Genomic DNA, 19,215 nt, shown 5'->3' with positions numbered 1-19,215 from the left:
GATGCCGGCCTGATCCGAACGAGAGGCCGAGGCGGGGGTCTCGCGCACCACGGGTGCGTGAGACCCCCGCCGTCGTCATGAGCAGACCTTGCCGTCCTTCGGCACCGTCCCGTCCAGCAGATACGCGTTCACGGTGGAGTCGACGCAGTCGCTCCCACTGCCGTACGCGCCGTGGCCCTCGCCCTTCCAGGTGAGCACGACCCCCACGTCCTTGCCCAGCTCGTCCGCCATCCGCCGGGCACCCTCGTACGGGGTGGCCGGGTCGCCGGTGTTTCCGATCACCAGGATCGGTGCCGCACCCGGCGCGCTCACCTCCGGGGTGTCGTGTCGGCCCGGCACCGGCCAGTCGTGGCACCAGCCCGCCGTGTCCCAGCCGAGGAACGGCCCGAACACCGGCGAGATCCGCTCGAACTCCGGCAGCAGCTTCTTCGTCTGCGCCGCCGTCGGCCGCTGCCTGGCGTCCGAGCACGATATGACCCGCTGCGAGTGGGTCGTCGTGCCGTAGCGGCCCGACGCGTCGCGTTCGTTGTAGCCGTCGGCCAGTGCGAGCAGTTCCGAACCGTCCCCCTCCTTTGCGGCCCGCAGGGCGCTGGTCAGCGCGGGCCAGCCCTCCTTGGTGTACAGCGGGAGGACGATGCCGGTCAGCGCCAGTGTCTGGGTCAGCTCCCGGCCGGCCGAGGAGGTGGGCAGCGGCTCGGCGTCGATCCGGTCCAGCAACTCCGCGATCTCGCGCGTCCCCTGCTCGGGGTCCCGCCCGGTGGACTTCAGATAGTTGTCCAGCGCGCGCTGGAAACCGCGCGCCTGGTTCTTGGCGTGCCCCATGGCGTCGGCGGTCGGGTCGACGACCGCGTCGAGGTTCATCCGGCCCACCTTCTCGGGGAACAGATGGGCGTAGACCCCGCCGAGCTCGGTGCCGTACGAGATCCCGAAGTAGTTCAGCCTGTCGTCGCCGAGCGTCTGCCGGATGCGGTCCAGGTCGCGGGCGGTGTCGGCGGTCGACACGTGTGCCATCAGCTTTCCGGCCCCCTTCCGGCAGCCCTGCCCGAAGTCCGCGGCGTCCCGGAAGTAGGCCTGCTCCTCGGCCGGGGTGTCCGGGGTGGTGTCCACCGACTCGGCCGCCTGGATCTCCTTGTCCTCCCGGCAGCGGACGCCCTCACTGGCGGCCACACCCCGCGGGTCCCAGCTCACCAGGTCGTACCGCTCGCGCAGCTTCGAGACGCTCGGGGCGTAGGAGGGCATCATCGACACGCCGGAGCCACCCGGGCCGCCGAAGTTGAACAGCAGCGACCCGAGGCGGTCGTCTCCCGTGGCCCTCGCCCGGATCAGGGCCAGTTCGATCGTCTCGCCGTCCGGTTTCGACCAGTCGAGCGGCACCTCGAGCGTGCCGCACTGCCAGTCGTCGCCGGGTGCGGGCGCGCCCTCGGAGGCCTTGCAGCGTCCCCAGCCGAACGCCGTCCCGTCGCTCTCGTCGTCGGACGAGCCGCCGCTGCACCCCGCCGCCAGGAGCGCGGCGGAGACCGCCAGAGCCGTCCACCGTACGAAACGCGTCATGTGCCACATCCCCCCTCGCGGGCCGTCCGCACCGTGCGGCGGATGGCGGTCCGGCCATGGTAGGCAGATCCCGGGCTCACGGGGGAAGCCTGTGGACAACCCTCTGACCTGCTGCTTCACGAGGAACAGGAGCAGCCGGTCCCCGCTTGGCGCAGCTGAGTGAACTACAGCGCTTCCTTGCGGGTGAGGTGGTTGAAGGCCAGCCAGCCCGGGAGCACCGGCAACCACAGAGTCAGCAGCCGGAACAGCAGCACCGCCGGCGCGGCGACCTCCTTGGGCAGCCCCACCGCGATCAGACCGACCGTCAGGGTCGCCTCCACCGCGCCCACACCGCCCGGGGTGGGCGCCGCCGACCCCAGCGCGTTGCCCGCGAGGAAGACGACGGCGACACTGGCGATGCTGATCGAGGTCGTCTCGTCGCCGAACGCCCGGATGGAGGCGTCCAGACACATCACGAAGCAGGCGGTGAGCAGCAGCATGCCGCCGATGCCGGTGATCAGCTTCTGCGGGCGCTGCAGCACATCGAGCATCCGCGGCACGACACCCGCGAACAGCGACCGCACGCGCGTGACGACGAACTTCCGCAGGAACGGCACCGACGTCACCACGAGCACCAGCACCGCCACCGTCAGCAGACCCGCGATGACCGTGCGGGACGGAGACAGCGACGGCGTCTTCTCGGTACCCGTCAGATAGCCGAACGACAGCAGCATCAGGATGTGGCAGCCCAGCCCGAACAACTGCGACGCGCCGACACTCGCCACGGCGAGCCCCGGCCGCACCCCGGCACGCTGGAGGAACCGGGTGTTCAGGGCGACACCGCCCACCGCCGCCGGGGCGACGATCTTCACGAACGACCCGGCGACCTGCGCCGCCACCGTCCTGACGAACGGCACCCGCTCCGGGACGAACCCCAGCAGCGCCAGGGCGGCGGCGAAGTAGCTGCCCGCCGAGAACAGGACGGCGGCCGCCACCCAGCCCCACTCGGCGCCCGCGATCAGCGGTCCGAACTCGATGTGGGTGAGCTGCGTCAGCAGGAAGTACGCGCCGATGGCGCCGGCGATGAAACTGATCAGCGTGCGCGGGCGTACCCGCTCCAGCCGGGCCGGCTCCACCGGCGCCTGCGGCCTGATCCGCAGCACCTCGTGCCGGATCTGCGCGAGCAGGTCCTCCTCGCGCGCCTCCTCCAGCGCCTCGTCGATGGCCCGCTTCTCGGCCCGCTGCTCCGCCCGCACGGTCTTCTTGTCCGGCTTCCCGGCCGCGGCGGGCCCGGCCGGAGGCCCCTCGGCCTGCTCCGCCGCGGCCTGTTCCGCGCGGGACAGCTTGGCCTGCCGGGAGGCCTCCAGGACCGCCTCACGGTCGCGGTGCGCCCGTTCCCGGGCGAGCCGGCGCAGGGTCCCGCGCGTGGAGCGGCTCAGTGCGATGGGCTGGAGCATCGGCAGACAGTCCGCCACGGCGTCGGGGCCGAGCACGCTCAGCGCGGAGGCCACCGCCCGTTCGGCGCCCACCCTGAGCCCGAGCGTCACCAGCAGCTGGGAGACGTCCATGCGCAGCAGCAGATCGCCGGCGGCGATCTCACCGACGCGCAGGTCGGTCAGGATCACCCTGCCGGAACGATCCACCAGGATCGCGTCGCCGACCAGCCTGCGGTGCGCGATCCGGCGGGACTGCAACGCCTGCACCTGACGCCAGGTGCCGTGCAGCAGCTCGTCGGTGATCTCCTCGTCCGGCAGCGAGTCCAGGGTGCGCCCGCCGCTGTGCTCGTAGACGAGCATCACCGCGTCGGGGCCGAGCTCGGAGGTCGCGATCAGCTTGGGCGCGTTGGCGCCGGCCGCGATGGCCGCGTACGCCAGCAGCGCCTCCTGCTCCAGTGCCTGGCGCAGGGACTGGAGGCTGCTGCGGGTGGCGAAGCCGCGCAGGGTCAGGTTGCGCCACGTGCGGTAGAAGAAGCCCTGTGCCTGCTGTTCACGGTCGACCACCGTCACGTCCAGCGGCGGACCGTCCTCCAGGGTGACGAAGTAGCGGCGGCCCCGGTCCCCGGCCTCGACGGCGTCCGGCGCCTCCTGGCGGGACGCGCTCACGGGCCGGAAGCCGACGGTCCGCAGGCCCGCCATCAGGGTCTGTCCGGTGGGGCGCACATTGGGCGAACCGACCGCGTAGAGGGTGCCGTAGGCGACGGTCCAGCCGATCAGCACCGTCAGGATGATGGAGAACGGAGTCGTGTACCCGGTGACGAGCATCGAGAAGGCGTCGAGGAGCAGCACGACCCACAGCACCGCGCGCCATCTGGGTCTGCGGGACATGCCGACGGCCGTCATGTAGGCGATGACCGGTGCCAGGTAGCCGTGCACCGGATCGGTGAGGGCGTGGATGTCGCCGGGGGAGGGCTGGGTCAGTGCGTCCTGGATCGACTCGGGCGCGGCTTGCGCGACCCACAGATCGGTGGCGAGTGTCACGCCGTGCGCGAGGACGGCGGCGAGCACCCCGTCGGCGATGCGCAGTCCGTCCCGTTTGATCAGCCGTTCGATGGCGAAGGCCACCGGTACGAGGAGGATCGCGATACTGGAGGCCAAACCGGCGATCTTGATGAGCAGGTCGGGCGCCTGACCGGTGCCCTTGGTGATGTCCTGTTCCAGCCCCGAGGTGGTGCCGTGGGCGAAGGCGGCGACCGCCAGCAGCGCCCCGACGGCGAGTACGCCGACGAGCAGCCGCATGAGATCGGACGGGCGGTGCACACGGGCGGGGAGCAGGGGTTCGTCGCCCTCGACCTCGTCGCTGTGCGCCGGATCGGCGCCGTCCGCCCCTTCTGCCCTGTCTACCCCTTCTGTCCTGTCCGTCCTGTCCGCGCCGCCTGTCCTGCTTGTGCCGTCAGGAGGGCCCGGAGCGGCCTGCCTTCCCGCCGCCTCGGTGCCGGCGTCCTGCGCGTCGGCGTCCTGCGGGCCGGTGTTCCCGGTGTCCGGGTGCGACGAAGCGTCAGAGGCGCCCGCCGTGTCCCCGGGGTGCGCACCCTGCTGTTTCATCGCCTCTTCTTGCTCTCGTATCACCAGTCACCGCCCGCACGATGGTGGCATGCCGTACCGCCACAAGGGGGCATCAGGGTCCATGTGCGGGGCCGCACAGTCTGCCCGAAGCGCGGCCCCCGGGCGAGGCGTACGCACGTGCGCGTACCCGTCGCACGGTCGGTCGCGTTGTCGGTGGGGTGGTGCAGGATGGGACGGATGAGTCAGGAGAGCCTTCCGTCCGACCCCGGCCCTCAGCACGCGGACGCCCTGCCCGAGTACGCCGAGCGGGTCCTCGAGGTGGCCGAGCGGATCCCGCCGGGCCGCGTCATGACGTACGGCGACGTGGCCGAGTGGCTGGGGGAGGGCGGCCCGCGTCAGGTGGGGCGCGTGATGGCGCTCTACGGCGGAGCCGTCCCGTGGTGGCGTGTCGTCCGCGCGGACGGTGTGCTGCTGCCGGGCCACGAGCTGAGAGCCCTCGGCCGCTACCGCGCGGAGGGCACTCCGCTCAAGGAGGCGAGCCGGGCCGCAGAAGGGCACCTGCCGCGCCTCGAGATGAAGCGCGCACGGTGGGACGGCGGCCGCGGGGAGGGTCACACCAGCCAGCTTCCGGCATCGGACGCACCGCCGTGCGACCTGTGATCCGTATGGGGGAAATGGGGCACGACCGCGCCATGACGTACGTTCGTGGGGCGAGTGGCACGTGTGTCGCGAGCGTCGGGAGGAAAAATGCGGAGGCCCTGCTTCCGCACTTCCCGTCGGTCTAGCGTCACCAGCACGTGTCCCTCCGACCCCGCGGCCGGCGCCCACCCCGCGCGGTGGAACGGCAACCAGCACACCCACCAGGACCGGCGAACCACGTGAGCTCCTCCTCCTCCACCAACGGCCTGTCGCACCCCCAGGTGCGACGGGGGGCCCGTGGCGCTCATCGACTGGTCCGTACCCCGCCGGCTCGCAAGGCTCCCCCTCGCCTGGACGCCGCACAGCGCTCCGTGGTTGACCACGAGACCGGACCGATGCTCGTTCTCGCAGGTCCAGGCACCGGGAAAACGACCACGCTCGTCGAGTCCGTGGCCGCGCGCATCGCCCGTGGCGGTGACGCCGAACGCATCCTCGTGCTGACGTTCAGCCGCAGGGCGGCCGTCGAACTGCGCGACCGCATGGCCCTGCGGACAGGAGCCGCACGCGCCCCGCAGGCGACCACGTTCCACTCGTTCTGCTACGCCCTGATCCGCGCCCACCAGGACAGCGATCTCTTCGTGGAACCGCTGCGCCTGCTCTCGGGCCCCGAACAGGACGTCACCGTCCGTGAGCTGCTGGCAGGCCAGGTGGACCTCGAACGCCTCGGTCTGGCACACGTGCGCTGGCCGGACGAACTGCGGGCCTGCCTGACCACCCGCGGCTTCGCCGACGAGGTCCGCGCGGTGCTCGCCCGCAGCCGTGAGCTGGGCCTCGGCCCCGAGGCCCTGGACGCCTTCGCCCGCCGCATCGGACGCCCCGACTGGCGTGCCGCCTCCGCCTTCCTCGCCGAGTATCTCGACGTCCTCGACCTGCAGGGCGTGCTCGACTACGCCGAACTGGTCCACCGCGCGGTGCTCCTCGCCCGCCGCCCCGAGATCGCCCGGCAGCTCGCCGCGCGGTACGACGCCGTGTACGTCGACGAGTACCAGGACACCGACCCGGCCCAGGTGCGACTGCTGCACGCGCTGGCCGGCGGCGGCCGCACCCTGGTCGCGTTCGGCGACCCGGACCAGTCGATCTACGCCTTCCGGGGCGCGGACGTGAACGGCATCCTGGACTTCCCCGACGCGTTCCCCCGCGCGGACGGCCGCCCGGCCCCGGTCGAGGTGCTGCGGGTCTCGCGCCGCTCCGGCGCGGCCCTGCTGGCCGCCACCCGCCTGGTCACCCAGCGCATGCCGCTGCCCCGCCTTCCCGCCGAGAAGGTCCGCGCCCACCGGGAACTCACGCCGGCACGGGACGGCGGCCGGGCCGAGGTCCTCACGTACCCGACACCCGGTACGGAGCTGGACAACATCGCCGACATCCTGCGCAGGGCCCACCTGGAGGACGGCGTCGCCTGGAGCGACATGGCCGTCCTGGTGCGGGCAGGCTCCCGCACCCTCCCCATCGTCCGCCGCGCCCTCACCTCGGCCGGCGTCCCGGTGGACGTCGACGGCGACGACCTCCCCCTGCGCCACGAACCGGCGGTGACCCCGCTGCTGACGGCCCTGCGGGCGGTGGCGACGGCGGAGGCGGCCGACGGCCCGGGACGGGAGCGGAAGCGGGAACGGGGACGGAACCCGGAGCCGAACGAGGAGCCGGAACCAGGGGAGGGACAGGAACAGCCACAGGAACCGGACCGGCCGGAGCCCCGCTGGCTCGACACCGAAACCGCCCTCACCCTGCTCACCTCCCCCCTCGCCGGCATGGACGCCGCGGACCTGCGCCGCCTCGGCCGGGCCCTGCGCGAGGAGGAGCGGGCCGCGGGCAACCCCCTGCCCCCGCCCTCGGACGAACTCCTCGCCCGGGCGCTGGCCGAACCCGAGCGGCTGGTCGTGCACGACCCCACGTACGCGCGTGGCGCCCAGCGGCTCGGCGCGCTGCTGCGCACGGCACGCGAACGCCTGGCCGGCGGCGGCACCGCCGAGGAGGCGCTGTGGGACCTGTGGGACGGCACCCCGTGGCCCGCACGCCTGGAACGCGCCGCCCGCCGGGGCGGCGCCGCCGGACGCCACGCCGACCGGGACCTCGACGCGGTGTGCGCCCTGTTCGCGACCGCGGCCCGCGCCGAGGAACGCACCGGCGGCCGGGGCGCCCTGAACTTCCTGGAGGAGATCGACGCCGAGGACATCGCCGCCGACACCCTCACCCGACGCGCCGTACGCCCCGACGCCGTACGCCTGATGACCGCGCACCGCGCCAAGGGCCTGGAGTGGCGGCTGGTCGTCGTGGCCGGCGTCCAGGAGGGCCTGTGGCCCGACCTGCGCCGCCGCGGCTCCCTGCTGGAGGCCGACCGCATCGGCCGCGACGGACTCGCCGAACCGCTCACCCCCGGCGCGCTCCTCGCCGAGGAACGCCGGCTGTTCTACGTGGCGGCCACCCGCGCGCGCGAACGCCTCGTGGTGACGGCCGTGAAGGCCCCCGCCGACGACGGCGACCAGCCCTCCCGCTTCCTGACCGAACTCGGCGTCGAGCCCAAGGACGTCACCGGCCGCCCGCGCCGCCCGCTGTCCGTCGCCGCGCTCGTCGCCGAACTGCGCGCCACCACGGTCGACCCGCGCGTCTCCGACACCCTCAGGGAGGCCGCCGCCCACCGGCTCGCCCGGCTCGCCGCCCTCGCCGACGAGGACGGCCGCCCCCTGGTGCCGTCCGCCCACCCCTACCGCTGGTGGGGCATGTACGAACCCACCCGGAGCAAGGTGCCGCTGCGCAGCCGCGACCAGCCCGTCGTGCTCTCCGGCAGCGCCCTCGACCAGCTCGCCAACACCTGCACCCTGCAGTGGTTCCTCGGCCGGGAGGTGAAGGCCGACGCACCCGCGACCGCCGCCCAGGGCTTCGGCAACGTGGTGCACGTCCTCGCCGACGAGGTGGCCTCCGGGCACACCCCGGCCGACCTCGCCGTCCTCATGGAACGCCTCGACTCCGTGTGGAACGCGCTCGCCTTCGACGCGCCGTGGAAGTCGCAGCAGGAGAAGCAGAACGCGCGCGTGGCACTCGAACGCTTCCTGCAGTGGCACGTCATGGACCGCGCCGGACGCACTCCGGTGGCCAGCGAGCACGACTTCGACGTGAGCCTCGAGGCCGGTGACTACGAGGTCCGCATCCGAGGCCAGATGGACCGCGTCGAGGCCGACGGCGAGGGCCGCGCCTACGTCGTCGACTTCAAGACCGGCAAACAGGCCCCCAGCTCCGCCGAGGTGGCCCGCCACCCCCAGCTCGCCGTCTACCAGCTCGCCGTCCAGGAGGGCGCCGTCGACGAGGTGTTCGACGGAACACGCCCCGAAACGGGGGGTGCCGAGCTGGTCCAGCTGCGCCAGGGCGCCGCCAAACGGGACGGCGGGGAGACCCTGCCCAAGGTGCAGGCCCAGCAGCCGCTGGAGGGGGAGTGGGTCGGCGACCTGCTCGCCACGGCCGCCGGCAAGGTCCTCGACGAACGCTTCACCCCGAGCACCGGCCAGCACTGCGCCCACTGCGCGTTCCAGGCCTCGTGCAGCGCCCGGCCCGAGGGGCGGCACGTGGTCGAGTGACAGGCGTCACGCATCGCGCTGCCCGTGCAGACCTGCGGTTCTCCACTCCCGGAGCGCCGTCCGGCCCCGGGTGTCAGCGATCGCCGTTAGCCTCTGCGATGTGCCCGCACCTCTCACCGACCCCGATCAGCTCAAGGAACTCCTCGGCATCCCCTTCACTCCGGAACAGACGGCCTGCATCGTCGCGCCGCCCGCTCCCCAGGTGATCGTGGCCGGAGCCGGCTCGGGCAAGACGACGGTGATGGCGGCGCGCGTGGTGTGGCTGGTCGGCACCGGCCAGGTCGCCCCGGAGCAGGTGCTCGGCCTCACCTTCACCAACAAGGCCGCCGGTGAACTCGCCGAACGCGTCCGCAAGGCGCTGATCAAGGCCGGCGTCACCGACCCCGATCCCCTCGACCCGGACAACCCGCCGGGCGAACCGGTGATCTCCACCTACCACGCCTTCGCGGGCCGCCTCCTGGCCGATCACGGGCTGCGTATCGGCCTCGAACCGACCTCCCGCCTCCTCGCCGACGCGACCCGCTACCAGCTCGCCGCGCGGGTGCTGCGCGAGGCTCCCGGCCCCTACCCGGCGCTGACCCGCTCCTTCCCCGACCTGGTCGGCGACCTCCTCACCCTCGACGGCGAACTCTCCGAACACCTGGTACGGCCCGAGGACCTGCGCGACCACGACGCCGAGCTGCTGCGCACCCTGGAGAACACCAGGCTCACCAACGCCGACCTGCGCAAAGTGCCCGAAGCGGCCGCCGCACGGCGCGAACTGGCCGACCTCGTCCTGCGCTACCGAACCGCCAAACGCGAACGCGACCTGCTCGACTTCGGCGACCAGATCGCCCTCTCGGCCCGGCTCGCCCGGATTCCCGAAGTGGGCCGCGTCCTGCGCGACGAGTTCCGTGTGGTCCTCCTCGACGAGTACCAGGACACCTCGGTCGCCCAGCGCGTCCTGCTGGCCGGCCTGTTCGGCGGCGGCACCGGCCACCCGGTGACCGCCGTCGGCGACCCCTGCCAGGCGATCTACGGCTGGCGCGGCGCCTCCGTCGCCAACCTCGACGACTTCCCCGAGCACTTCGCCCGGGCCGACGGCAGCCCCGCCACCCGCCAGTCGCTCAGCGAGAACCGCCGCAGCGGCGGCCGCCTGCTGGACCTCGCCAACGGCCTCGCCGACCCCCTGCGGGCCATGCACGCAGGCGTGGAAGCCCTCCGTCCGGCCCCGGGAGCCGAACAGGACGGCACCGTCCGCTGCGCCCTGCTGAGCACCCACGCCGAGGAACTCGACTGGATCGCCGACTCCATCGCCCACCTCGTACGCACCGGGAAGGCGCCCGGCGAGATCGCCGTCCTGTGCCGCACGGCGACCGACTTCGCCGAGATCCAGGGCGCCCTCGTCGCCCGGGACGTACCCGTGGAGGTCGTCGGCCTGTCCGGGCTGCTGCACCTGCCCGAGATCGCCGACCTGGTCGCCGTCTGCGAGGTCCTCCAGGACCCCGGGGCCAACGCCTCCCTGGTCCGCCTGCTGATCGGCCCGCGCTGGCGCATCGGGCCCCGCGACCTCGCCCTGCTCGGCCGCCGCGCGCGACTGCTCGTGTCCCACGCGCGCGTGGACGGCGAGGACGACCCCGACCGCCGCCTCGCCGCAGCCGTCGAAGGGACCGACCCGGCCGAAGTGATCTCACTCGCGGACGCCCTCGACACGTTCCTGGAGACATCCCTGGACGGGCAGGGCGACGACGGGCTGCCCTTCTCACCGGACGCGCGCGTGCGGTTCGCCCGACTGGCCACCGAACTGCGCGACCTGCGCCGCTCCCTGGCCGACCCGCTGATGGACGTCCTGCACCGCGTTCTCGCCGTCACCGGCCTGGAGATCGAACTGTCGGCGTCCCCGCACGCCCTCGCCGCCCGCCGCCGCGAGACCCTGTCCAACTTCCTCGACGTCGCCGCCTCCTTCGCCGCCGGGGACGGAGAGGCGACCCTGCTCGCCTTCCTCGGCTTCCTGCGCACCGCCGCCCAGTACGAGAAGGGCCTCGACAACGCGCTGCCGGGCGGCGAGAACACCGTCAAGGTGCTCACCGCCCACAAGTCCAAGGGCCTGGAGTGGGACGTCGTGGCCGTCCCCGGACTGGTCACCGGCACGTTCCCCAGCGGCCAGGGCCGCGAGAAGTGGACCGCACAGGGCAAGGTGCTGCCCCACGGACTGCGCGGCGACGCCGACACCCTGCCCGATGTCGAGTCCTGGGACTCCAGGAGCCTGAAGGCCTTCCACGACGCCATGAAGGAGCACCAGCACACCGAGGAGCTCCGCCTCGGCTACGTCACCTTCACCCGCCCCCGCTCGCTGCTGCTCGGCTCCGGCCACTGGTGGGGGCCCTCGCAGAAGAAACCACGTGGGCCGTCCGCCTTCCTGCAGGCCCTCCACGACCACTGCGCCGCCGGGCACGGCGAGATCGAGGCCTGGGCGGACGAGCCCGCCGAGGACGAGGAGAACCCCGCCCTGCACCGGGCGACCCAGGACCAGGCGTGGCCCCTCCCGCTGGACGACGACGCCCTCGCCCGCCGCCGCGCCGCCGCCGAGACCGTCCTGGCCCACCTGGAAAGCCTCGCCGGTGCCCCGGACGACCACCCCACGGCCGTACACGCTCCCGACACGTACGCCGACCCGGACTGGCCCCCGCCACCGGACGACGAGTACCTCCCGCCCGAGGAGGGCGACCCCTTCGCGGACGACGACTCCGGCGACTGGGACTCCTGGGCCACCGACCGCCCCACCGCCGGTGGCCCCACCACCGATGGCCCCACCACCGACGGCCGTCCCGACAACGATCGTCCCGACAACGGCCTGCCCGCCGTCCCGCTCCGGATCCCGCACCAGGCGACCGCTCCGGAGCCCGCCACGCCTCGGCTCACCCCCGAGGAAGCCCGTACCGTCGCCTCCTGGGACCGCGACCTCGACGCCCTCACCGGCGAACTGCTGCGCGCCCGGGACAGCGTCACCGAGGTCCCGCTGCCCGCCTCGCTGACCACGTCCCAGCTGCTGCGCCTGGCCGCCGACCCGGACGGCTTCGCCCAGGAGCTGGCCCGCCCCATGCCCCGCCCGCCGCAGCCCGCCGCGCGCCGCGGCACCCGCTTCCACGCCTGGGTCGAGACCCGCTTCGAAGAACTGACGCTGCCCATGCTCGAACCCGACGAGCTTCCCGGCAGCGAAGCCGAGATCGCCGACGAACACGACCTCGCGGCCCTCAAGGACGCCTTCGAACGCACCGAGTACGCCCGCCGCACGCCCTACCGTGTGGAGGCCCCCTTCCAGCTGGCGATCGCCGGCCGCGTCGTACGCGGCCGCATCGACGCCGTCTACCGGCAGGACGACGGGCGGCAGGACGACGGGGAGAAGGGCGACGGGGAGAAGGAAAGCGGCGCCGGCGACGGGACGACGTACGAGATCGTCGACTGGAAGACCCACCACAACCGCACCGCCGACCCCCTCCAGCTCGCCGTCTACCGGCTCGCCTGGGCCGAGCAGCAGGGCGTCCCCCTGGAGTCGGTCACCGCCTCCTTCCTGTACGTACGCACCGGCGAGGTCGTACGCCCCGACGCGCTGCCGGGCCGCGAAGCGCTGGAGCGGCTGCTGCTGGAGGAACCGTCCGGTGAGATACCGCACTCCGAGGACACCTCCGCGGGCCGATAGGCTCGAGACCATGAGCCAGCCCGTTGACAGTGCCGTCAGCGCCGTCCGTACGTACATTGAGCAGCACCGCGCCGCCTTCCTCGACGACCTAGTCGAGTGGCTGCGCATCCCCTCGGTGTCGGCCCAGCCCGATCACGCACCCGACGTGCGCCGCAGCGCCGACTGGCTCGCCGCCAAACTCACCGAGACCGGCTTCCCGACCGCCGAGGTCTGGCCCACCCCGGGCGCCCCCGCCGTCTACGCCGAATGGCCCTCGGCCGACCCCGGGGCACCCACTGTGCTGGTCTACGGCCACCACGACGTGCAGCCCGCCGCCCGCGAGGACGGCTGGCACAGCGAGCCCTTCGAACCCGTCGTACGGGACGACCGCCTCTACGCGCGCGGGGCGGCCGACGACAAGGGCCAGGTGTTCTTCCACACCCTCGGTGTGCGGACCCACCTCGCCACGACCGGTCGCACCACCCCCGCCGTGAACCTGAAGCTGCTGATCGAGGGCGAGGAGGAATCCGGCTCGCCCCACTTCCGGGCACTCGTCGAGCAGCACGCAGACCGGCTCGCCGCCGACGCGGTGATCGTCTCCGACACCGGCATGTGGTCCGCGGACACCCCCACCGTGTGCACCGGCATGCGCGGCCTCGCCGAGTGCGAGATCCGGCTGCACGGCCCGGACCAGGACATCCACTCCGGTTCCTTCGGCGGCGCGGTGCCCAACCCGGCCACCGCTGTCGCCCGCCTGGTCGCCGCCCTGCACGACGAACACGCGCGCGTGGCGATCCCCGGCTTCTACGACGGCGTCGTCGAGCTCACCGACCGCGAACGCGAGCTCTTCGCGGAGCTCCCCTTCGACGAGCGGGAGTGGCTGCGCACCGCCACCTCGCACGGCACCCGCGGCGAGGCCGGATACAGCACCCTGGAACGCGTCTGGGCCCGCCCCACCGCCGAGGTCAACGGCATCGGCGGCGGTTACCAGGGCCCCGGCAGCAAGACGATCATCCCGTCCTCGGCGATGGTCAAACTGTCCTTCCGGCTGGTCGCCGGCCAGGACCCCGGCCACATCGAGAAAGCCGTCCGCGACTGGACGGCGGGGCAGATCCCCGAGGGCATCCGCTGCGAGATCACCTTCCGCCCCGCCACCCGCCCGTGCCTGACCCCGCTCGACCACCCCGCCCTCGAGGCCGTGGCCCGTGCCATGGGCCGCGCCTTCGGCAAACCCGTCCGCTTCACCCGCGAAGGCGGTTCCGGACCGGCCGCCGACCTCCAGGACGTCCTCGGCGCACCGGTGCTCTTCCTCGGCATCTCCATCCCGTCCGACGGATGGCACGCCCCCAACGAGAAGGTCGAACTGGACCTCCTCCTCAAGGGCGTCGAGACCACCGCACACCTCTGGGGCGACCTCGCCGAGCACTGGCGGCACGTGCCCTGAACGCCCCGGGACCGTCCGGCCCCGGGGCGTCCGCGACGGGGCACACTGGAAGCACCCCTGTCGCCGGGCGTGCCGCCGGAACCGGTCGCCTCCCGCCGTACGTCCCGCCGAACCAACCGCCGACCCAATCCGTTTCACCGGGGGAGTTGGAAGCACCCGTGACCACCAGGACCGACCACATCGCCGACCGCCCCGTCTCGCTCACCGCCCCGAGCGGCATCAACCGCGCCGCCCACCACCGGCTCGACGAAGCATGGCTCGCGGCGGCCTGGAGCCACCCCTCGACGCGCTGCTTCGTGGTTTCCGGCGGCCAGGTCCTCATCGACGAGACGGCGGACGGCAGCACCGAACTCGTCATGACACCCTCCTTCGAGGCGCCGCTCACCGAAGCACACCGCTACTTCCTCGGCACCGACGAGGACGGCGTCAGCTACTTCGCCCTCCAGAAGGACTCCCTGCCCGGCCGCATGGACGACTCCGCCCGCCCGGCCGGACTGCGCGAGGCGGGCCTGTTCCTGTCATCACGTGACGCGGGCCTGATGGTGCACGCGGTCGCCCTGGAGAACTGGCAGCGCCTGCACCGCTTCTGCTCCCGCTGCGGCGAGCGCACCGTCATCGCCGCGGCCGGCCACATCCGCCGCTGCCCCGCCTGCGGCGCCGAGCACTATCCGCGCACCGACCCCGCCGTGATCATGGCCGTCGTCGACCAGCACGACCGCATCCTGCTCGGCCGCCAGGTCCACTGGCCCGAGGGCCGCTTCTCGACACTCGCCGGATTCGTCGAGCCGGGCGAGGCCATCGAGCAGTCGGTGCGCCGCGAGGTCCACGAGGAGGTCGGCATCAGCGTCGGCGAGGTCGAGTACATCGCCAGCCAGCCCTGGCCGTTCCCCTCCAGCCTCATGCTGGGCTTCTTCGCCCGTGCCACCTCGACCGACATCACCGTCGACGGCGACGAGATCCACGAGGCCCGCTGGTTCTCCCGGGAGGAACTGGACGCCGCCTTCGAGTCCGGCGAGGTGCTCCCGCCCTACGGCATCTCGATCGCGGCCCGCCTGATCGAGCGCTGGTACGGCAAGCCCCTCCCGACCCGCAGCGTCTTCTGACACACGGAAGCGGGGTGGGCTTCCCTCGACCAGGGACGCCCACCCCGCTTCCGGTGAACCGCTCGCTCAGCCGCCGACCTTCTGCTTCACCTGCGCCAACGACGGGTTGGTGAGCGTCGACCCGTCCGGGAAGAGCACAGTCGGAACGGTCTGATTTCCGCCGTTCGCCTTCTCCACGAAGGCGGCCGAGTCCGGGTCCTGCTCGATGTTGATCTCGGTGTACGCGATGCCCTCGCGGTCCATCTGGCCCTTCAGGCGGCGGCAGTAACCGCACCACGTGGTGCTGTACATCGTCACAGTGCCCGGCATGTCTCTCGTGCTCCTTCGGCTGCTCGGGGAAGTCCTCGATGTGGGAGGAACGTACTTGAAAGCGCAGGCATTCCCCTGCGGCGGGGCCCGTCCCGCGTCCACCCCGGTCCACCCCGGTCCACCCCGGTCCACCCCGGTCCACCCCGCGTCCACCCGGTCCTCCTGCTGTGACCCCCGTCGTACCAGTACGACCGCAAGGCGCTGCCTGTGGACAACCCGGCTCATCCGTATCCGGCGACCTGGCAGCATGGCGGTGTGACAGCAGCAACGCCCTCCCCTCTCTTCCCGCGGGTACCGGACTCGGCCGACGCGGTGCTCGAAGGGCTCGACCCCGAGCAGCGCGAGGTGGCCACCGCCCTGCACGGCCCGGTGTGTGTACTGGCGGGCGCCGGTACCGGCAAGACCAGGGCGATCACCCACCGGATCGCCTACGGGGTGCGCGCCGGCATCCTCCAGCCCTCCAGCGTGCTCGCCGTCACCTTCACCAACCGCGCCGCCGGGGAGATGCGTGGCCGGCTGCGCCAGCTCGGTGCCGCCGGGGTCCAGGCCCGCACCTTCCACTCGGCGGCGCTCCGCCAGCTCCAGTACTTCTGGCCGAAAGCGGTCGGTGGTTCCCTGCCCCGGCTGGTCGACCGGAAGATCCAGCTCGTCGCCGACGCGGCCGCCGCCTGCCGCATCCGCCTCGACCGGGGCGAGCTGCGGGACGTCACCGCCGAGATCGAGTGGTCCAAGGTCACCCAGACCGTCCCCGCCGACTACCCGCCCGCCGCGGCCAAGGCCGCGCGTGAGGCGCCCCGCGACCCCGCCGAGATCGCGCAGCTCTACGCCGCCTACGAGGACCTCAAGCGGGAACGCGGGGTCATCGACTTCGAGGACGTGCTGCTGCTCACCGTGGCCGTCCTGCAGGACCGGCGGGACATCGCCGAACAGGTCCGCGCCCAGTACCAGCACTTCGTCGTCGACGAGTACCAAGACGTCAGCCCGCTCCAGCAGCGGCTGCTGGAGCTCTGGCTCGGCGACCGGGAGAACCTGTGCGTGGTCGGTGACGCCAGTCAGACGATCTACTCGTTCACGGGCGCAACGCCCGACCACCTGCTCGACTTCCGCACCAGGCATCCCGGTGCCACCGTCGTGAAACTGGTCCGTGACTACCGTTCCACCCCCCAGGTCGTCCACCTCGCCAACGGTCTGCTCGCCCAGGCGCGTGGCCGTGCCGCCGACCACCGGCTGGAACTGGTCTCCCAGCGCGGTCCGGGACCCGAGCCGGTCTTCGCCGAGTACCCCGACGAACCCGCTGAGGCCGAGGGCACCGCGCGCCGGATCCGCGAACTGATCGACGCGGGTGTCCGGGCCAGTGGGATCGCCGTGCTGTTCCGCACGAACTCCCAGTCCGAGGCCTACGAGCAGGCCTTCGCGGACGCCGCGGTGCCGTACCAGCTGCGTGGTGCCGAGCGTTTCTTCGACCGTCCGGAGGTGCGCAAGGCGGGTGTCGCCCTGCGTGGGGCGGCCCGTTTCGGCGGTAACGACAGTCTCCTCGACGATGTCGTCGACCTGCCCTCCCAGGTGCGTGCCGTGCTGTCCGGCCAGGGCTGGACGGCCCAGCCGCCGACGGGCTCGGGTGCGGTGCGGGAGCGCTGGGAGTCGTTGGCCGCTCTGGTGAACCTCGCCCAGGACTTCGCCGCCGCGAGACCGGGTGCGACCCTCGCCGATCTCGTCTCCGAGCTCGACGAGCGGGCCGGTGCCCAGCACGCCCCGACCGTGGAGGGCGTCACGCTCGCCTCGCTGCACTCGGCCAAGGGCCTCGAGTGGGACGTCGTCTTCCTGGTCGGTGTCGCCGAGGGGATGATGCCGATCACCTACGCAAAGACCGACGAGCAGATCGAGGAGGAGCGTCGGCTCCTCTATGTCGGTGTCACCCGGGCGCGCGAGCGTCTCCATGTCTCCTGGGCGCTCTCCCGTTCGCCCGGCGGGAGGGCGAACCGCCGGGCCAGCCGTTTCCTCGACGGGGTGCGTTCCGGCTCGGCGGCCGCGGTCGGCCGGGGCGGTGCGGGGGGAGCGGGAGGTGTGGAGCGTGGTGTGTCCGGGGCGGCCGCGTCCCCCTTCGCGGCGTCGGGCCCCCGACGCGGGCAGCGCAGCCCTGCCCGGTGCCGGGTCTGCGGCCGCACCCTGACGGACGCGGGCGAGATGAAGCTGATGCGCTGTGAGGACTGCCCCTCGGACATGGACGAGGGCCTCTACGAGCGACTGCACGACTGGCGCGGCGAGCAGGCGCGGCGCAGCGGACAGCCGGCCTTCTGCGTCTTCACGGACAAGACGCTGATGGCCATCGCCGAGGCGGTCCCCGAGGACGCGGCGGGGCTCGCCCGCATCCCCGGGGTGGGGATGCGCAAGCTGGGGCGCTACGGAGCCGACGTACTGGCCATATGCGCAGGCGAGGACGGGGCGCATGGCAAGGATCAGGACTGATTCCAACTCGTCGAGAAAATAGTTTGCGCATGCCCCGGGAAGCCCCATAGGTTCTTAGGCACGGGAACGGCGGCCTTCTCACAGGCCCTGGGTCCGTGTTGTACTTGCATATTCGCCGGACCGGTTGACCCCGGTCCCCTGATACGCCGAGAGGAGGCGAGTCCTGTGATCAGCATCAACACCAGCTCCGTCGTCAAAATGACCGATCGCTCGGCCGTCTCCCTGTGCATGCTCGGCGTCTCGAATCAGGGCACTGGTCTGTCCGGCATCCCTGCCGCACGTCCGGCGTCCTTCGTTGCTCCCGCGGGCCTTGCCCTCCGTGAGCGCGATGAGCGACCGATCAAGGCACTGGAAGCGGTAGAGGCACAGGCGCAGACCTATGCCTTTGCGGCGGCCGGTGCCGGATTCCGGAAGCAGACGACGACGCAGCACCACCTGATGTGGGCCTTCCGTGGGCCAGAACCCTGGAGTCATCCAGCCTGATTCGATCAGGCCGGCGCCTTCAGGGCCGCGGAACCCCATCCGGGATCCGCGGCCCTTCTGTTTGTCCCCGAACGGGGACGACGGACCGAAGCGCCTCGGGACAAGACAAGAACCCGGTACCAGCCGCCACCCGGCCCACCGGCCGGAACGAACAGACGAGGAAGACGAACCGTGCAACTCGAAGCGCACGCCCCGTCCGTACCGCCTTCCGAAACGATCCCCAAGCCTGGCTCCACGGAGGACCCGACCTTGACTCCGCTCACCGCGCTTACCGCGCTCGACGACGCCATCGAGAACCTCGGCGTACCCGTCCCGTGCCGTTCCTACGACCCGGAGGTCTTCTTCGCCGAGTCGCCGGCGGACGTGGAGTACGCCAAGTCCCTCTGCCGTACCTGCCCGCTGATGGAGGCCTGCCTCGCCGGTGCCAAGGAACGGCGTGAGCCGTGGGGCGTCTGGGGCGGGGAGCTGTTCGTCCAGGGTGTCGTCGTCGCCCGGAAGCGGCCGCGTGGCCGTCCGCGCAAGAACCCGGTCACGGCATGAACGCCCCAGGAACGATCGACCATCCCCTCACGCACGACCCGCAGAAGCAGGCCCCGATGATGCCGACCGCCGACGAGCCCGCAGGCTCCGCGACCGAAGACTTCACCACCAGCGGCGCGAACGACTCGCGCCAGAACAGGACCCGTGAGATGCAACTCATCCCAGAAGCCCTGGCCCGTGCGCATATGCACGAGCGACTGCACGAGGCCGAACGGGAGCGCCAGGCCGTACGCCTGGTGACCGCTCGCCGGATGCAGCGCCGCGCCGAGCGTGCCTCCCGGCGCGCCCGCCGCGCGCTCGCCATGGCCGTCATGCAGTAGCCGTGCAGTAGCGATTCTGCTGGTCAGCCGGTTCTCCCGATCCGGCCGACCCGGCGGTCTCTCTCCACCGCGGGGGCCGGTCCGTGCCGAACGGA

The 19,215-nt window shown here is 72.4% G+C and carries 12 protein-coding genes; 9 read left to right on the top strand and 3 right to left on the bottom strand.

Going from position 1 to position 19,215, the window contains the following annotated elements; translation table 11 throughout:
- Positions 1 to 75: 75 nt before the first annotated feature.
- Both JL475_RS14130 and JL475_RS14125 read right to left on the bottom strand, forming a co-directional pair.
- Positions 76 to 1,551 (bottom strand): alpha/beta hydrolase, encoded by a 1,476-nt coding sequence (locus JL475_RS14130; protein WP_202277947.1) that lies wholly within the window; start codon positions 1,549 to 1,551, stop codon positions 76 to 78.
- Positions 1,552 to 1,715: 164 nt separating this feature from the next.
- Positions 1,716 to 4,571 (bottom strand): lysylphosphatidylglycerol synthase transmembrane domain-containing protein, encoded by a 2,856-nt coding sequence (locus tag JL475_RS14125; protein ID WP_202277946.1) that lies wholly within the window; start codon positions 4,569 to 4,571, stop codon positions 1,716 to 1,718.
- Positions 4,572 to 4,769: 198 nt separating this feature from the next.
- Between JL475_RS14125 and JL475_RS14120 the strand changes: the two genes are divergently transcribed.
- The 5 genes from JL475_RS14120 (at position 4,770) to nudC (ending at position 15,002) form a co-directional block, all read left to right on the top strand.
- Positions 4,770 to 5,192 (top strand): MGMT family protein, encoded by a 423-nt coding sequence (locus JL475_RS14120; protein ID WP_202277945.1) that lies wholly within the window; start codon positions 4,770 to 4,772, stop codon positions 5,190 to 5,192.
- A 218-nt stretch (positions 5,193 to 5,410) separates the two neighbouring features.
- A complete protein-coding gene (locus JL475_RS14115) occupies positions 5,411 to 8,797 on the top strand; it encodes an ATP-dependent DNA helicase (RefSeq protein ID WP_202277944.1) in 3,387 nt (1,128 codons plus the stop codon).
- Positions 8,798 to 8,897: 100 nt separating this feature from the next.
- On the top strand, positions 8,898 to 12,476 hold the full coding sequence (locus tag JL475_RS14110) for an ATP-dependent DNA helicase (RefSeq protein ID WP_202277943.1): 3,579 nt from the start codon (positions 8,898 to 8,900) through the stop codon (positions 12,474 to 12,476).
- A gap of 10 nt (positions 12,477 to 12,486) precedes the next feature.
- Positions 12,487 to 13,899, top strand: coding sequence for a dipeptidase (locus tag JL475_RS14105; protein WP_202277942.1), 1,413 nt, complete (start codon positions 12,487 to 12,489; stop codon positions 13,897 to 13,899).
- Positions 13,900 to 14,045: 146 nt separating this feature from the next.
- Positions 14,046 to 15,002 carry an NAD(+) diphosphatase gene (gene nudC / locus JL475_RS14100; protein WP_202277941.1) on the top strand — a complete coding sequence of 319 codons (957 nt, stop codon included), beginning with the start codon at positions 14,046 to 14,048 and terminating at the stop codon, positions 15,000 to 15,002.
- Between the two features lie 66 nt (positions 15,003 to 15,068).
- Here nudC and JL475_RS14095 read toward each other — a convergent pair whose 3' ends face one another.
- A complete protein-coding gene (locus JL475_RS14095; RefSeq protein ID WP_109376902.1) occupies positions 15,069 to 15,311 on the bottom strand; it encodes a mycoredoxin in 243 nt (80 codons plus the stop codon).
- 255 nt (positions 15,312 to 15,566) lie between these two features.
- On the opposite strand from JL475_RS14095, the gene JL475_RS14090 reads away from it, so the two are divergent.
- The 4 genes from JL475_RS14090 (at position 15,567) to JL475_RS14075 (ending at position 19,120) form a co-directional block, all read left to right on the top strand.
- Positions 15,567 to 17,777: an ATP-dependent DNA helicase UvrD2 gene (locus JL475_RS14090; protein ID WP_202277940.1), complete on the top strand. Its 2,211-nt coding sequence runs from the start codon at positions 15,567 to 15,569 to the stop codon at positions 17,775 to 17,777.
- A 165-nt stretch (positions 17,778 to 17,942) separates the two neighbouring features.
- Positions 17,943 to 18,260: a hypothetical protein gene (locus tag JL475_RS14085; RefSeq protein ID WP_202277939.1), complete on the top strand. Its 318-nt coding sequence runs from the start codon at positions 17,943 to 17,945 to the stop codon at positions 18,258 to 18,260.
- A gap of 171 nt (positions 18,261 to 18,431) precedes the next feature.
- On the top strand, positions 18,432 to 18,800 hold the full coding sequence (locus tag JL475_RS14080; protein WP_202277938.1) for a WhiB family transcriptional regulator: 369 nt from the start codon (positions 18,432 to 18,434) through the stop codon (positions 18,798 to 18,800).
- The gene (locus tag JL475_RS14075; protein WP_202277937.1) at positions 18,797 to 19,120 is read left to right on the top strand and encodes a hypothetical protein; all 324 of its coding nucleotides are present in this window, start codon (positions 18,797 to 18,799) and stop codon (positions 19,118 to 19,120) included. The genes JL475_RS14080 and JL475_RS14075 overlap by 4 nt, the downstream gene beginning before the upstream one ends.
- Positions 19,121 to 19,215 lie beyond the last annotated feature (95 nt).

Origin of the sequence: Streptomyces sp. M2CJ-2 (assembly GCF_016757295.1) — a bacterium.
Classification (GTDB): domain Bacteria; phylum Actinomycetota; class Actinomycetes; order Streptomycetales; family Streptomycetaceae; genus Streptomyces.
The sequence above is the reverse complement of the archived record's forward strand: the minus strand, read 5'-3'. Positions and strand labels throughout refer to the sequence as shown.

Excerpts from the sequence above, each read along its gene's own strand:
- JL475_RS14130 (WP_202277947.1), bottom strand. The coding sequence starts at position 1,551 with ATGACGCGTTTCGTACGGTGGACGGCTCTGGCGGTCTCCGCCGCGCTC.
- JL475_RS14125 (WP_202277946.1), bottom strand. The coding sequence starts at position 4,571 with ATGAAACAGCAGGGTGCGCACCCCGGGGACACGGCGGGCGCCTCTGAC.
- JL475_RS14120 (WP_202277945.1), top strand. The coding sequence starts at position 4,770 with ATGAGTCAGGAGAGCCTTCCGTCCGACCCCGGCCCTCAGCACGCGGAC.
- JL475_RS14105 (WP_202277942.1), top strand. The coding sequence starts at position 12,487 with ATGAGCCAGCCCGTTGACAGTGCCGTCAGCGCCGTCCGTACGTACATT.
- JL475_RS14095 (WP_109376902.1), bottom strand. The coding sequence starts at position 15,311 with ATGCCGGGCACTGTGACGATGTACAGCACCACGTGGTGCGGTTACTGC.
- JL475_RS14075 (WP_202277937.1), top strand. The coding sequence starts at position 18,797 with ATGAACGCCCCAGGAACGATCGACCATCCCCTCACGCACGACCCGCAG.